The organism is Streptomyces himastatinicus ATCC 53653 (assembly GCF_000158915.1).
Taxonomy (GTDB): Bacteria; Actinomycetota; Actinomycetes; order Streptomycetales; family Streptomycetaceae; genus Streptomyces; species Streptomyces himastatinicus.
This window is the reverse complement of the sequence record NZ_GG657754.1, coordinates 4,846,451-4,858,642: the sequence shown is the minus strand read 5'-3', so window position 1 is coordinate 4,858,642 and position 12,192 is coordinate 4,846,451. Positions and strand designations below refer to the sequence as shown.

15 protein-coding genes and 1 pseudogene are annotated in these 12,192 nt (G+C 72.2%); 7 read left to right on the top strand and 9 right to left on the bottom strand.

What is annotated here, in order from left to right; genetic code table 11:
• Nucleotides 1-71: 71 nt before the first annotated feature.
• Nucleotides 72-1,166 (top strand): C40 family peptidase, encoded by a 1,095-nt coding sequence (locus SSOG_RS20360; RefSeq protein ID WP_245606337.1) that lies wholly within the window; start codon nucleotides 72-74, stop codon nucleotides 1,164-1,166.
• A gap of 356 nt (nucleotides 1,167-1,522) precedes the next feature.
• The gene (locus SSOG_RS20355) at nucleotides 1,523-2,755 is read left to right on the top strand and encodes a PP2C family protein-serine/threonine phosphatase (RefSeq protein WP_039938166.1); all 1,233 of its coding nucleotides are present in this window, start codon (nucleotides 1,523-1,525) and stop codon (nucleotides 2,753-2,755) included.
• Between the two features lie 22 nt (nucleotides 2,756-2,777).
• Here the strand turns inward: SSOG_RS20355 and SSOG_RS20350 are convergent, their stop codons facing one another.
• The 3 genes from SSOG_RS20350 to SSOG_RS20340 form a co-directional block, all read right to left on the bottom strand.
• Complete coding sequence (locus tag SSOG_RS20350; protein WP_009716132.1) at nucleotides 2,778-3,125, bottom strand: DUF2516 family protein; 348 nt, start codon at nucleotides 3,123-3,125, stop codon at nucleotides 2,778-2,780.
• 143 nt (nucleotides 3,126-3,268) lie between these two features.
• A complete protein-coding gene (locus tag SSOG_RS20345; protein WP_009716131.1) occupies nucleotides 3,269-3,913 on the bottom strand; it encodes a hypothetical protein in 645 nt (214 codons plus the stop codon).
• Nucleotides 3,914-3,932: 19 nt separating this feature from the next.
• Nucleotides 3,933-4,334 (bottom strand): helix-turn-helix domain-containing protein, encoded by a 402-nt coding sequence (locus tag SSOG_RS20340; RefSeq protein ID WP_009716130.1) that lies wholly within the window; start codon nucleotides 4,332-4,334, stop codon nucleotides 3,933-3,935.
• Nucleotides 4,335-4,448: 114 nt separating this feature from the next.
• Here SSOG_RS20340 and SSOG_RS20335 point away from each other — a divergent pair.
• Nucleotides 4,449-4,829: pseudogene (locus tag SSOG_RS20335) on the top strand (GNAT family N-acetyltransferase); the annotation flags it as partial.
• Here the strand turns inward: SSOG_RS20335 and SSOG_RS20330 are convergent.
• Nucleotides 4,762-5,553, bottom strand: coding sequence for an NAD(P)H-dependent oxidoreductase (locus tag SSOG_RS20330; protein ID WP_009716128.1), 792 nt, complete (start codon nucleotides 5,551-5,553; stop codon nucleotides 4,762-4,764). The pseudogene SSOG_RS20335 and the gene SSOG_RS20330 overlap by 68 nt on opposite strands.
• A 79-nt stretch (nucleotides 5,554-5,632) precedes the next feature.
• Complete coding sequence (locus SSOG_RS20325; RefSeq protein WP_039938164.1) at nucleotides 5,633-6,385, bottom strand: TetR/AcrR family transcriptional regulator; 753 nt, start codon at nucleotides 6,383-6,385, stop codon at nucleotides 5,633-5,635.
• Between the two features lie 106 nt (nucleotides 6,386-6,491).
• Here SSOG_RS20325 and SSOG_RS20320 point away from each other — a divergent pair, with 106 nt between their 5' ends.
• Together SSOG_RS20320 and SSOG_RS20315 are read left to right on the top strand one after the other, a co-directional pair.
• Nucleotides 6,492-7,454 carry a daunorubicin resistance protein DrrA family ABC transporter ATP-binding protein gene (locus tag SSOG_RS20320; protein WP_039938162.1) on the top strand — a complete coding sequence of 321 codons (963 nt, stop codon included), beginning with the start codon at nucleotides 6,492-6,494 and terminating at the stop codon, nucleotides 7,452-7,454.
• Nucleotides 7,447-8,196: an ABC transporter permease gene (locus SSOG_RS20315; RefSeq protein ID WP_009716125.1), complete on the top strand. Its 750-nt coding sequence runs from the start codon at nucleotides 7,447-7,449 to the stop codon at nucleotides 8,194-8,196. The genes SSOG_RS20320 and SSOG_RS20315 overlap by 8 nt, the downstream gene beginning before the upstream one ends.
• Nucleotides 8,197-8,200: 4 nt before the next feature.
• Here SSOG_RS20315 and SSOG_RS20310 read toward each other — a convergent pair whose 3' ends face one another.
• Nucleotides 8,201-8,815 (bottom strand): NADPH-dependent FMN reductase, encoded by a 615-nt coding sequence (locus SSOG_RS20310; RefSeq protein WP_009716124.1) that lies wholly within the window; start codon nucleotides 8,813-8,815, stop codon nucleotides 8,201-8,203.
• A gap of 52 nt (nucleotides 8,816-8,867) precedes the next feature.
• On the opposite strand from SSOG_RS20310, the gene soxR reads away from it, so the two are divergent.
• Nucleotides 8,868-9,329: a redox-sensitive transcriptional activator SoxR gene (gene soxR, locus SSOG_RS20305; RefSeq protein WP_009716123.1), complete on the top strand. Its 462-nt coding sequence runs from the start codon at nucleotides 8,868-8,870 to the stop codon at nucleotides 9,327-9,329.
• Here soxR and SSOG_RS20300 read toward each other — a convergent pair.
• Together SSOG_RS20300 and SSOG_RS20295 are read right to left on the bottom strand one after the other, a co-directional pair.
• Nucleotides 9,313-9,582 carry an LLM class oxidoreductase gene (locus SSOG_RS20300; RefSeq protein WP_154685958.1) on the bottom strand — a complete coding sequence of 90 codons (270 nt, stop codon included), beginning with the start codon at nucleotides 9,580-9,582 and terminating at the stop codon, nucleotides 9,313-9,315. The genes soxR and SSOG_RS20300 overlap by 17 nt on opposite strands.
• Before the next feature lie 646 nt (nucleotides 9,583-10,228).
• Entirely contained in the window at nucleotides 10,229-11,161 is a 933-nt protein-coding gene (locus SSOG_RS20295; protein WP_208867365.1) for a zinc-binding dehydrogenase, read from the bottom strand.
• A gap of 94 nt (nucleotides 11,162-11,255) precedes the next feature.
• Here SSOG_RS20295 and SSOG_RS20290 point away from each other — a divergent pair, with 94 nt between their 5' ends.
• Nucleotides 11,256-11,837 (top strand): TetR/AcrR family transcriptional regulator, encoded by a 582-nt coding sequence (locus SSOG_RS20290; RefSeq protein ID WP_245606336.1) that lies wholly within the window; start codon nucleotides 11,256-11,258, stop codon nucleotides 11,835-11,837.
• 47 nt (nucleotides 11,838-11,884) lie between these two features.
• Here SSOG_RS20290 and SSOG_RS20285 read toward each other — a convergent pair.
• Nucleotides 11,885-12,192: sterol carrier protein domain-containing protein (locus SSOG_RS20285; RefSeq protein ID WP_039938159.1), on the bottom strand; the 308-nt coding region annotated here is incomplete at its 5' end.

Genomic DNA, 12,192 nt, shown 5'->3' with positions numbered 1-12,192 from the left:
CGCGTGGCTCTGTCGGATTGCGGTACGGCATGTCACCATCCGTCCCTACTCGGATGAGAGGAGGCCGGCGGGTGGGACGGGACGGGAGAGGGAGGGGTGCGGGCGCCGCCACGGCGGCCGCGCTCGTCTGCGCGCTGGGGACATCGGCCTTACCCGCCGGTCCTGTCTACGCGGCGCCCGGCGAACCGGAACCGGCGTCGCACGGCGCCCGTGGTGCCGGATCCGGCGGCGGACGGCTGGAGAAGGTCCGCTCGGACGTGGACCGCTTCTACCGGCAAGCGGAATCAGCCACTGACGCGTACAACCTCGCGCGGGAGAAACAAACGCGCCAGGAGAAGTCGATCCTGAAGATCGCGCGGGCCGTGGTGAAGGCGCAGAAGGAGATGACCGGGCTGCGGGAGCGCGCCGGGGCGCTGGCCCGGGCCCAGTACCGCGGCGGCGGGATGCCGCCCGAGGCGCGGCTGCTGCTGGGCGACGACCCCAGCGGCTTCCTCGACGGCTTCACCCTCGCGCGCAAGGGCGAGAAGGCGGCCCATGGGCTGATGAACCGGCTGGAGCACACCCGGGCGGCGCTCGACCGCTACGCCGAGTCCGCCTCCCGGGAGTGGGAGCGGCTCGACCGGAGCCGGGCGAAGAAGGCGGCCGCAAGGGCGGAGATCACCGAAAAGCTCGCCCGTGCCCGTCGGCTGGAGTCGAGGCTGGAGGCCAAGGAGCGGGACCGGCTGCGGCAGCTCCAGGAGCAGCGGGACCGGGCATCTCAGGCGAAATGGCTCAAGACCGGCATACTTCGGGACGTCGGCGGACGGTCGAGCGGTCTGGGGCGGCGCGCGATCGACTTCGCGACGGCCCAGATCGGCAAGTCCTATGTATGGGGCGCCGTGGGCCCGGACGGCTACGACTGCTCGGGGCTGACCCAGCGGGCCTGGGCCTCGGCCGGCCGGGGCATCCCGCGGACCTCGCAGGAGCAGTGGCGGCTGCTGCCGAAGGTGGGCACCGCGCGGATGCGCCCCGGCGACCTGGTCATCTACTTCAAGGACGCCAGTCATGTGGGGATGTACGTGGGCGACGGTGCGATCGTCCACGCCCCGCGGCCGGGCCGCCGGATCACCCTGGCGGGGGCGGGGTCGATGCCGATCCTGGGTGTGGTGCGCCCGGACGCCTCCTGATTCGGGCTGATTTCGCGCCGTGGGTATGATTCAGCCGATATGTCCGCATCGCCCCGGTGTGGTTGGGGCGCGAACGGCAACATCCGTGTTCGGTTCCACAAAACGGCGACGAGTTGGCGTGACCTTTGTCATTCCGGACCCTGTCCGAATTCCCCCAAGTCGCCCGGGGCATGGGGCATATGACAAAAGTGGCCTCCGGGAGGTCATTCCAAGGGGCCCGGGCCGAGCGCTAAAGTCGCCTGGCAGTATCCGGCTTGCATGCCCTGAAACCGACCAGTCGGTGTGCGAGCCGGTTCGTGCGGTCCGCCGGTCGGCGGCGGGCGCCGCGCCCTCGGGGGGAGGGAAGGAATCGAGCGATGTCCGTACCCGTGCCGAGGCAGCGGGAGGCCCTGGCCACCGAGGCCCGGCCGGCAGCCCTGCCCGACAGCGGGCTCACCCTGCTGGTGATCGAGGACGATCCGGCCGGCGCCTTCAACGTCCCCGAGATGCTGGACACCGAAGGCAACCGGGTCCGTATCCGTACGGCCCGTAATCTCACCGAGGCCTCCCGGCTGCTCACCGACGGTGTGCAGTGCATCCTGCTCGACCTGGCCCTGCCCGGCCCCGAGCACGAGGCGGAGGACGCGCTCGACACGCTGCGCTCCGTACTGAAGCTCGCCCCCACGCAGGCGGTCCTGGTCCTCACCGCCGAGGACGACGCCGAGCGCGCCGCCGAGGCGGTCCGGGTCGGGGCGCAGGACTTCCTCTTCCGCGACGAGCTGGACGGCCGCGTCCTCAGCCGCGCCATCCGGTACGCGGTCGAGCGAAAACGCTCCGACCTCGCCCAGCGCCAGCTCACCGAGTCCCGGCTGCGCGCCCAGGAGAACGCCCGGCTGGAGCGCGGACTGCTGCCGACCCCGCTGCTCCAGGGCTCCGGACTGCGCTTCGCCGCCCGCTACCGGCCCGGCCGCAGCCGGGCCCTGCTCGGCGGCGACTTCTACGACACCGTCCGCACCCCGGACGGCACGGTCCACGCGATGATCGGCGACGTCTGCGGCCACGGCCCCGACGAGGCCGCCCTCGGCGTGGAGCTGCGGATCGCCTGGCGCGCCCTGACCTTCGCCGGGCTCTGCGGCGACCAGCTGCTCGGCACCCTCCAGCAGGTACTGGAGAACGAGCGCCCGGACGACGAGATCTTCGCGACCCTGTGCACCGTCGACATCGCCCCGGACGGCCGACGGGCCGGGGTCTGCCTCGCCGGACACCCCTCACCGCTGGCCGTACGGCCCGGAATGGCGCCCCGGCTGCTGCCCACGGACGAGAACGGCCCCGCGCTCGGCCTGCTGCCGAACGCCCGCTGGCCGCGCCGGCAGGTCGAGCTGGGCGGCGCCTGGAGCCTGATGATGTACACCGACGGGCTGATAGAGGGCCGCGTCGGGGCCGGGGTGCAGCGGCTCGGCCAGGAGGGGATGGTCGAGATCGTCGCCCGCCAGATGGCGACCGGGCTGCGCGGCGAGGAGCTGCTGGACGCCACGGTCACCGAGGTCCGGGCGTTGAACGGCGGCGAGCTGACCGACGACCTCGCGGTGCTCCTGCTGGACCGCGGCTGAGCCGCGATGCGGCGCCGCGCGCTCAGCGGCCGCCGTTGTAGGGCCCGTACGGACCGTCGGAGCTGGAGCCGCGCCCCCGCGGCCAGCCGCGGCCGCCGCCGGAGATCTGCCGCAGTGCCGGGCGCACGTCGACGATGTACACGATCGTCGCGATCAGCCCGATGATCGGCAGGAAGCTCATGATGCCCATGAAGAAGTTCACCGCGGCCGCGAGCCCCAGGATGATCATCCAGAACGGCTTGGTCTGCTTGTTCGCGGCCCGGTAGGCGTCCTCGCGGCGGATCACCGAGTCGACGAAGGCGAACAGGCTGAAGAGGAGCAGGCCCCAGGAGACCCAGTACAGCAACTCGCCGAAACCTTGCACCAGCACGCTGTTCACCGCCCAGAAGAGACGCTCAGAGGAAAAGAGGGATGAGCATTACGGGCCACCGTACCCGCTGACGGGGCCGGGCACGCAGGCTGCGTACCCGGCCCTCTTGTGCGCACCCGACAAAGAGCCCTGTCGGAGAGGCGTCAGTGGGACGGCTTGGTGTCCGTCTTCTTGGTGGTGGTGGGCTTGCGGGTCGGAGCCTTCTTGGCCGGGGCGGCAGGCTTGGCCGAGGTCTTCGGGGCCTCCTTGGCGGCGGCGGGCCTGGCGGGGTCGGGCTTGGCGGAGGTGGACTTGGTGGAGTCCACCGCGACCGGCTGCGACGGCGCCTTGGGCGCGCTCTTCTCCTCGTGGGGCTCGATCGCGGAGGCGATGTCGACGACCTCGTCGGCCGCCTCGCCGCGCCAGGTCTTCACGACCTCCTGGCCGTGCTCGGCGACCTCGTCGTACCGCTCCCGCGCCTTGACGGCCAGCTCGGCGGCGCGGCCGACGCCCTGGAGGGCGAGGTCCTGCGCCGAGTCACGGAGCCGCTTGAGGTCGGTGTCCAGGGAGCCCAGCACCTCGTTGAGCTTGCCCTGGGCGTCCTTCGCCTGCTGGGTGACCCGGTCCTGCACGGCCTTCGGGTCGGTGTTGCGCACCTGGTTGAAGCGCTCCGGGGCCTCCGCGACGATCTTCTCGACCAGCGTCGGCACCTCCTTGAGCTTCTGGGCGGCGAGGTCGGCCGTGCCCGCGACGAAGTAGAGCGGGGTCGGGTCGGTGAGGGTCTTGCGTACGTCGTCGGTGATGGCCATGGTTTCTGGTCCTCCCGGATCAGTTCGAGGGTGTGGCGACGTCGGCGTCGGCGGGGGCGTCGTCCGAGGCGATCCCGTGTCCGTTCTCCTTGCGGAAGGACTCGTAGATCTGGAGCAGCACCTGCTTCTGCCGCTCGTTGATCGTGGGATCGGCGAGTATCACGCTGCGCACCTCGGTTTCCTCCCGATCGCGCTCATCGAGGATCCCTGCCTGTACGTACAGGGTCTCGGCGGATATCCGCAGCGCCTTCGCGAGCTGCTGGAGGATCTCGGCGCTCGGCTTGCGCAGTCCGCGCTCGATCTGGCTGAGGTACGGGTTGGACACCCCGGCGGCGTCGGCCAGCTGCCGCAGCGAGAGCTGGGCAGTGCGCCGCTGCTCCCGCAGGAAGTCGCCGAGGTTGCCGACGTTCAGTGATGCCATGCCTTCGATGCTGCACCAGGAGTGCTAACTATTGCAAGCAAGGTGCTTGCAATAGTGGCGAGCGCCACCCGCGGCCGAGCGCCACCGTGGTCGAATGGGGCAGGACGCGACGGCGGGAGGCGGCGGATGTCCCAGGGGAGCGGTGTGGCGCGGGAGGCCGAGGTGGCGGGTGCGATCGGCTTCTGGGAGCGGGAGTGGCGCGGGGAGACGGTCTACGAGACGGGCTGGGGCGTGCTGCCGTCGTATCAGGGCCGGGGCATCGCGGCCGCGGCCGCGCGGGAGGTCGCGCGCGCCGCGGCCGCCGAGGGCGTCCACCGCCGTCTGCACGCCTATCCGTCCACCGGCCACCCCGCGTCGAACGGGGTGTGCCGCAAGGCCGGGTTCACGCTGCTCGGCGAGTGCGACGTCGAGTACCCGCCCGGCTCCTTCATGCGGTGCAACGACTGGCGGCTGGAGCTGCGTAGTGCACCGCGAGACCGGAGTGACCCGGCATGACGTCGGGCCGCAGGACCAGGTTCTCGTCGTAGTCCCCGCCGTTCTGGCGGCGGAAGGGGATCGGGTCGGCGGTCGGCAGGGTGGCGAGCCGCTCGCGCAGGGCGTCGGCGTAGCCCTCGTACTGCTCGGCGGAGAGCCGGTCCGCGCCGTAGACCACGTGCGGCGGCAGGACGGACATGCCGCTGTACCAGAGCGTCCCGTGCTGGAGCGGGAACAGCAGATGCTCGATGTCGCCGTTGACACCGCGCGGACCGGCCGCGGCCCGCGGGGTACCGGCGGTGAGCAGGACCATGGCGCGCTTTCCGGCCAGCTTGCCGTCCCCGTAGCGCAGGGTGCGGCCGTCGGGGCCGGTGACGCCGAAGGCGAAGCCCTTCACGAAGACGCGGTCGAACCAGCCCTTGAGGATGGCGGGCATCCCGTACCACCACAGCGGGAACTGCACGATCAGCGCGTCGGCCCAGGCGATCTTCTCCTGCTCGGCGCGGATGTCCTCGCTCAGCGTCCCGGCGTCGTAGGCGTCGTGCGAGGAGGCGCCGACGATCAGGCGTTCCGCGTCGTCGTGCCGGAAGTCGGCGCCGTCCACGACCGGGTTCCAGCGCATGGCGTAGAGGTCGGAGACCCGGCACTCATGGCCCAGCTCCCGCAGGGCGCGCAGGCCCTCGTCGCGCAGGGAGCCGCTCAGTGAGCGGGGTTCGGGGTGGGCGTATATCCACAGCACGTTCATACCGGCCAGCGTCGCAACGCGGCCGCCGGGCGACGAGTGGCCGGATGGCCAGGATGTGTGAGGATCTGGCCACCTGAAGCTAAGCGCGGACCAGGGCCTCCAGGCCGTCGAGGATCCGCGCCAGGCCGAACACGAACTCGTCGTCGGGGCCGCCCGGGGTGTCCAGTTCGCCCACCGCGAGGGCCGCGGTCACCGCGGGGAAGCGCTCGGGGTCCGTCACCTTCCGCAGCAGCCGGGCCCAGGACTCCATGGACTGCCCGGTGTCGTCCCCGGTGCGCAGCGCGGCCGCCGCGAGGTCGGCGGACAGCCTCGCCTCGTTCCGTACGAAGCCGCTGACCAGCATCAGCGCGGAGATCTTCGCGCCCTCGCCCAGGTTCGTATCGCGCAGACAGGCCAGCCCGCGTTCCATCCAGGCCACCGAGTTGGGGGTCGAGGGCGGGGCGCTGGTCGGGATGCGCAGTACCCATGGGTTGCGGTGGTAGGCGGCGCGCAGCGCCCAGGCCCAGTCGGTGAAGCCGGTCCGCCAGTCCTCGTCCGGCGCCGGGCCGGGCGGGGGTGTGCCGAAGGCGGCGTCCTCCATCAGCAGCAGCAGTTCGTCCTTGGCCGCGACGTAGCGGTACAGCGACATCGTGGAGACGCCGAGGTCGGCGGCGACCCGGCTCATGGAGACCGCCCCGAGGCCGTCGGTCGCGGCCAGGCTGACCGCCGCGTCGACGATCCGGCTCAGCGTCAGCCCGGGCTTGGGGCCCTTGGTGCGGCGCTCGCGCAGCCCCCACGCGGCCTCGATGCTCGCGGGCAGCCCGGTGCCGCTGCCGTTCTCCTCGATGGCCATGGCCGTAAGCCCTCCCTGACGCCGCGCCGTTGACCGCCATCCTAGAACTGTGTATACCTTACGCAGTAGTGCGTATGGCATACGCAGAAGAGAGAACGGGGCATCCATGACCAGGCAACCGGCCATCGAGGCGAACGGCCTGAAGAAGGCTTACGGGGCGGTGACGGTCCTCGCGGGCATCGATCTGTCCGTCGCGCGCGGCAGCGTCTTCGCGCTGCTCGGCCCGAACGGCGCGGGCAAGACCACGACCGTGCGCATCCTGTCCACGCTCACGCCCCCGGACGCGGGCGACGCCCGGGTGGCGGGGTACGACGTCGTCCGCGACCGCCCTCGCGTACGCCGCGCGATCAGCCTCACCGGGCAGTACGCGGCGGTCGACGAGATGCAGACCGGCGAGGAGAACCTGTGCATGATGGGGCGGTTGGCCGGCCTCGGCCGCGCCGGGGCCCGGGGCCGTGCCCGGGAGCTGCTGGAGCGGTTCGGTCTCACCGACGCGGCCCGCCGCACCGCCGGGACCTACTCCGGCGGGATGCGCCGCCGCTTCGACCTCGCCGCCGGGCTGGTCGGCCGGCCCGAGGTGATCTTCCTGGACGAGCCGACGACCGGTCTGGACCCGCGCAGCCGCCAGGCCATGTGGGACGTCGTCAGGGGGCTGGCCCACGACGGGGTGACGGTCTTCCTCACCACCCAGTACCTGGAGGAGGCCGACCAGTTGGCGGACCGCGTCGCGGTGGTCGACGGCGGCCGGGTGGTCGCCGAGGGCACCTCCGGTGAGCTGAAGCGGCAGGTCGCCGGGGAGCGTCTGGACCTGGTGCTCACCGATGCCGCCGCGTTCGCGGAGACCGCCCGGCGCCTCGGCGGGCGCCTCGTGCACAGCGACGCCGACCGGCTGACGCTGGGTGTCGCGACCGACGGGGACGCCGCGCGCGTCCGCGCGCTGCTCGACGAGATCGACCCCGACCGCCGCGCCGTGCGCCGGTTCGCCGTACGCGGCGCCACGCTCGATGACGTCTTCCTGGCCCTGACCAGTCACCAGGAAGCCGCCCAGAAGGAGACCGCCGATGTCTGACGCGATCGTCCTGACCGGCCGTGCCGTGCGGCTGAGCAGGCGCAACCTCGACGCGGTGCTCACCGCGATGCTGTTGCCCGTCCTGCTGATGTTCGTCTTCGTCTACTTCTTCGGCGGCGCGATCGACACGGGCACCCGCACCGGGTACGTGACGTACGTCGTCCCCGGCGTGATGCTGCTGTGCGCCGGGTTCGGCTCGGCGAGCACCGCGGTCACCGTCACCAACGACATGGCGGGCGGCATCATCGACCGCTTCCGCTCGCTGGACGTCTCCGGCACCGCGCTCGTGGCCGGTCATGTGGCCGCGAGCGTGCTGCGCAACGCGGTCGCGACCACCATCGTCTTCGGCGTCGCCTTCCTGATCGGCTTCCGCCCGGACGCGGGCCCGCTCGACTGGCTCGCCGTGGCGGGCATCCTGCTGGCGTTCATCCTCGCGATCTCCTGGCTCTCGGCCTGCTTCGGCCTGATCGCCAGGACCCCGGAGGCCGCGGGTGGATTCACCTTCCTGATGATGTTCCTGCCGTACCCGAGCAGCGCCTTCGTGCCGATCGACACCATGCCGGACTGGCTGCACGGCTTCGCCGGCCACCAGCCCGTCACGCCGGTGATCGCGGCGCTGCGGGCGCTGCTGCTGGACCAGCCGGTGGGGGACAGCGCCTGGCAGGCGCTGTCCTGGTGCGGCGGGATCCTGGCGGTCGCGGTCGCCCTGTCCGGGGTGCTCTTCCGCCGCCGTACGGCCTGAAAGCTCAGGTTCCGTACGGACGGGCCGCGCGCGCCGTACGGAGGGCCTCGGCCCACCAGACGAGCTGGTCGAGCATGGCCGTGGCGGCGGTGTCCGGGCCCTTGGGGTCGGTCAGCCGGCCGTCCGGGCCGAAGGCGTCCCAGGCGCCGTGGAAGCTGACCGTGTCGCGCACGGTGACCGCGTGCACCTCGGCGAAGACGGGCCGCAGATGCTCGACCGCGCGCAGGCCGCCCGAGATGCCGCCGTAGCTGACGAAGCCGACCGGCTTGGCCTGCCACTGGCTGTAGTGCCAGTCGATCGCGTTCTTCAGCGGGGCGGGGTAGCTGTGGTTGTACTCGGGCGTGACGACGGCGAACGCGTCCGCCTCGTCCAGGCGCGGGGTCACGGCCTCCAGCGCCTTGGCGTCCTCGGCGCCGGGCTGATGGGTGAGGCACGGCGGGAGCGGGGTGTCGGCCAGGTCGACGACGTCCACGCTCAGATCGTCGCGCAGCGCGGCGCGGCCGGTGAACCAGTCGGCGACCTTGGGCCCGAAGCGGCCCTCGCGGGTGCTGCCGACGATGACGGCGAGACGGATCGGGCTGCTGGGGGTGCCGGTGGAAACTGCGGTTGCGGTAGTCATGAGAAGAGGCTCGGACTTAAACAAAGGTTGAAGTCAAGCTACCCTCGGCAGCATGACGCACCTCACCTGGAAGACCCATGAGCTGACGGTCGGCGAGCTGTCCCAGCGCAGCGGAGTCCCCGCCTCCGCGCTGCGGTTCTACGAGCGCGAGGGCCTCATCCACAGCCGCCGCACCTCCGGCAACCAGCGTCGCTACACCCGCGACACGCTCCGCCGGGTCGCCTTCGTGCGCTCCTCGCAGCGCGTCGGCATCCCGCTGTCGCGGATCCGGGACGTGCTGTCGCTCTTCCCCGAGGACCACGTCCTGACCAAGGACGACTGGGCCCGGATCTCGGAGTGCTGGCGCTCGGACCTCACCGACCGCATCGAACAGCTGGAGAACCTCCGCGACCACCTGACCGACTGCATCGGCTGCGGCTGTCTGTCGATCGACAAATGCGCGCTGGCCAACCCGTACGACAAGCTCGGCGAACAGGGCGCGGGCGCCCGCCGACTGCTCAAGTCCTGCTGCTGAGCGCGGCCAGCAGCTCTTTCGTACGGCTCTGCTCATCGGGGGTGCCGACGGGCGAGGCGATCAGCTCGGTGGCCCCGGCCTCGGCCAGCGCCCGCAGCGCGCGCTCCACGGCCGCCTCCTCGCCCAGCACGGCGGTGTCCGCCGGGCCCGACGCGCCCTCGCGGTCGAGCACCGCCCGATAGCTGGGAATCCGCTGGACCTGGGTGAACCGCTCGCTCAGCTCCGTCCGCCGGGCCTCTGGCTCCCTGGTCACCCCTACGAGCAAGAAGGCGACGACGCGTGGCGCGGGCCGTCCGGCGCCCTCGGCGGCCCGGGTGAGGGTGGGCACGATGTGGCGGGCGAGTGCGGTCGGGCCCGCCCAGACCGGGAGGGTGAATTAGCTCGATCGTGTGATGGTCGACTTCCGGGCTTGCGGCGGTGTGGGCTGTTCGGGCTACGGTGAGCGGGCGATCTGGGACGCCGGGTACGGTGCCAGCGTGCGGGGCCCCCGCTCCACCGGAGTGATGGTTCGGGGCCTCCCCGTCGCCTCTGGCCGTGCACATATGGCCAGGTCGTGAGGGAGCCGGCCTCCCGGGCTCGGACCACGCACAGGATGCGTGTCGCTGCCCCGGGGTTGAGTACGCCGGGGACCAGTGCGCCCAAGACCGTTCGGGGCGTGCGGCTGAGCGGACTCACCTCTGCTCAGTCCCCAGGAACGGTATGTGGGGACCACGGAGGTGCCCCAGGCCAGTCCGGGCACCTGAGGGCCGATGGCCGCGGCCGTGGTGAGTGCGTCCCAGCCGCCCTGTTCGGCCAGCCAGCCGGTGGTCAGGCCCGTGCGCACGGCCTCGCGGGCCTCGTCCGCGACGGTGTCCAAGTGGGTGCCGAAAGCGTTCAGCAGCAGCCCGATCCGCATGCCCTCACCGTCCTTCCGGGGCGATGTCGAGGACGGCCTTGCCCGGGATCCGGCGGCCGAGCAGGGCGTCCACCGCCTCCTCCACCCGTTCCCAGGATCCGCGCCAGCCGACCTCGGCCGACAGCTCGCCGCGGGCGGCGAGGGAGACGAGGACCGCCAGGTCCGGGCCGGGGTGCGACATGTCCGAGAAGGAGTGCAGCGACTTCGCGGGGCCCGGGGAGTAGATGCTGTTGGGCGGGAAGACGGCGGGCTGGTCATGGGCTGCCCAGCCGATCTGCTGGATGGTGCCGCCGGGGGCGAGGAGGTTCCAGGAGGCCACGAGGTGCGGCCCGCCCACGTTTTCCAGGACGACGTCCACGGGCCGGTCGACCGTGTCCAGGCCGATCACCACCTCGTCCGCGCCCAGCTCCTTCAGCCCCTCGCCGCGGGCGGCCGCGCCCACCGAGGCGATGACGTACGCGCCGCCGCGCCGCGCCAGTTGGATCGCCGCCCGGCCCACCCCGCCGGACGCGCCCGTGATCAGTACCCGCTTGCCCAGCACGCCGCCCGCCGCGCGCAGCGTCCGCAGGGCGGTGATGCCGACCACCGGGAGCGCGGCGGCGTCGGCCAGCGGTACGGCGTCGGGCACCTCGGCGAGGGCGTCGGTGGCGACGGCGACGCGTTCGGCCCAGGTGCCGTTGGAGAAGGCGACGACGCGCGCTCCGGGGGCGGGGCCGGAGCCGTCGGCCGCCCCGCGCAGCACGACGCCCGCCACGTCGTAGCCGAGCACGGCGCCGATCGGCCGGTGCAGCGCCCAGCGCAGCTCTCCGTAGTTCATCGAGGCGTGGCGCACCTCGACCAGGGCCTCGCCGGGGCCGGGCTCGGGTTCGGGGATCTCCCCGAACCGCAGTGACCTGGGTGCTTCGGGATCGACGAGCAGCGCGCGTACGGCACTCATGGCCAGCTCCTCAAGGCAATCGGACTGATGGTCCGGTTCTGCTGCGGATACTATGAGGACTCCTGGTCCGCTTACAACCCCGCAGGGACGTGCCGTGACGGAGGTCAGAGCAGAGCGTGCCGACGCCGCGCGCAACCGGCGGGCGATCCTGCGCGCCACCGAGGAGCTGCTGACGACCTGCGGCGCCGAACACGTCTCACTGGACCGGGTCGCGGCCGCCGCCGGGGTCGGCAAGGGGACCGTCTTCCGCCGATTCGGCAGTCGTACGGGGCTGTTCCAGGCGCTGCTGGCCGAGCGCGCGGCCCAGTTGCTGCACGACATCGACCAGCCCGGGGGCCCGCTGGGCACCGGCCTGCCGCCGTACGAACGGCTCATGGCCTTCCTCGACGCCCTCGCCGATCTCTCTCACCGTCATCTGTCCCTGATCGCCGCGCATGAACGCGCCTGCGGCGAGGACAAGTTCGGCGACCCCACCTACCAGGGGTGGCACGCCCATGTGCGCGATCTGATGCGGCAGATCCGGCCCGGCCTGGACGCCGACTTCCTGGCCCACATGCTGCTGGCCGCCTTCTACGGAGAGCTGGTGCGGCAGCTGACGGCGGACGGGGACTGGCCGCGCTACCGGCGGTCGGTGCGGGGCATGGCGGAACTGATGCTGGCCCCGCGGGACCCGTGACGCCTCAGAGCGTGACGCCTGAGCGCAAGCGCGTCAGCACAAGCGCCTCAGAACATGTCCGGGCACCACGGCCGCCGCGGCGTGCGCAGCAGCGTGTCGGCCAGGGCGGCGGCGCCGGGGCGCTCCTCCTGGGCGCGGCCCAGGGCGGTGAGGCGGACCGTCGACTCGTCGCCCAGCCACACGGTGCCCAACTCGCCGATGTCCATGGTCAGATCGGCCGGGCGGGTGGTGGGGGCGCAGGTGGCGCCGTCCGGGGTGGCGTCCAAGTGGTAGCGGCCGCCCGCCAGTCCGGCCCGGTCGTACAGGTCGAGGACGAGTGAGCCGGACACCGGGTACGTACGGGCCTCCAGCAGCG

Bases quoted from the DNA above. Each gene is read 5' to 3' on its own strand.
- SSOG_RS20320 (WP_039938162.1), top strand. From the start codon at position 6,492: ATGACCAGGCAACCGGCCATCGAGGCGAACGGCCTGAAGAAGGCTTAC.
- SSOG_RS20355 (WP_039938166.1), top strand. From the start codon at position 1,523: ATGTCCGTACCCGTGCCGAGGCAGCGGGAGGCCCTGGCCACCGAGGCC.
- SSOG_RS20295 (WP_208867365.1), bottom strand. From the start codon at position 11,161: ATGAGTGCCGTACGCGCGCTGCTCGTCGATCCCGAAGCACCCAGGTCA.
- SSOG_RS20330 (WP_009716128.1), bottom strand. From the start codon at position 5,553: ATGAACGTGCTGTGGATATACGCCCACCCCGAACCCCGCTCACTGAGC.
- soxR (WP_009716123.1), top strand. From the start codon at position 8,868: ATGACGCACCTCACCTGGAAGACCCATGAGCTGACGGTCGGCGAGCTG.
- SSOG_RS20340 (WP_009716130.1), bottom strand. From the start codon at position 4,334: ATGGCATCACTGAACGTCGGCAACCTCGGCGACTTCCTGCGGGAGCAG.
- SSOG_RS20345 (WP_009716131.1), bottom strand. From the start codon at position 3,913: ATGGCCATCACCGACGACGTACGCAAGACCCTCACCGACCCGACCCCG.
- SSOG_RS20325 (WP_039938164.1), bottom strand. From the start codon at position 6,385: ATGGCCATCGAGGAGAACGGCAGCGGCACCGGGCTGCCCGCGAGCATC.
- SSOG_RS20310 (WP_009716124.1), bottom strand. From the start codon at position 8,815: ATGACTACCGCAACCGCAGTTTCCACCGGCACCCCCAGCAGCCCGATC.
- SSOG_RS20315 (WP_009716125.1), top strand. From the start codon at position 7,447: ATGTCTGACGCGATCGTCCTGACCGGCCGTGCCGTGCGGCTGAGCAGG.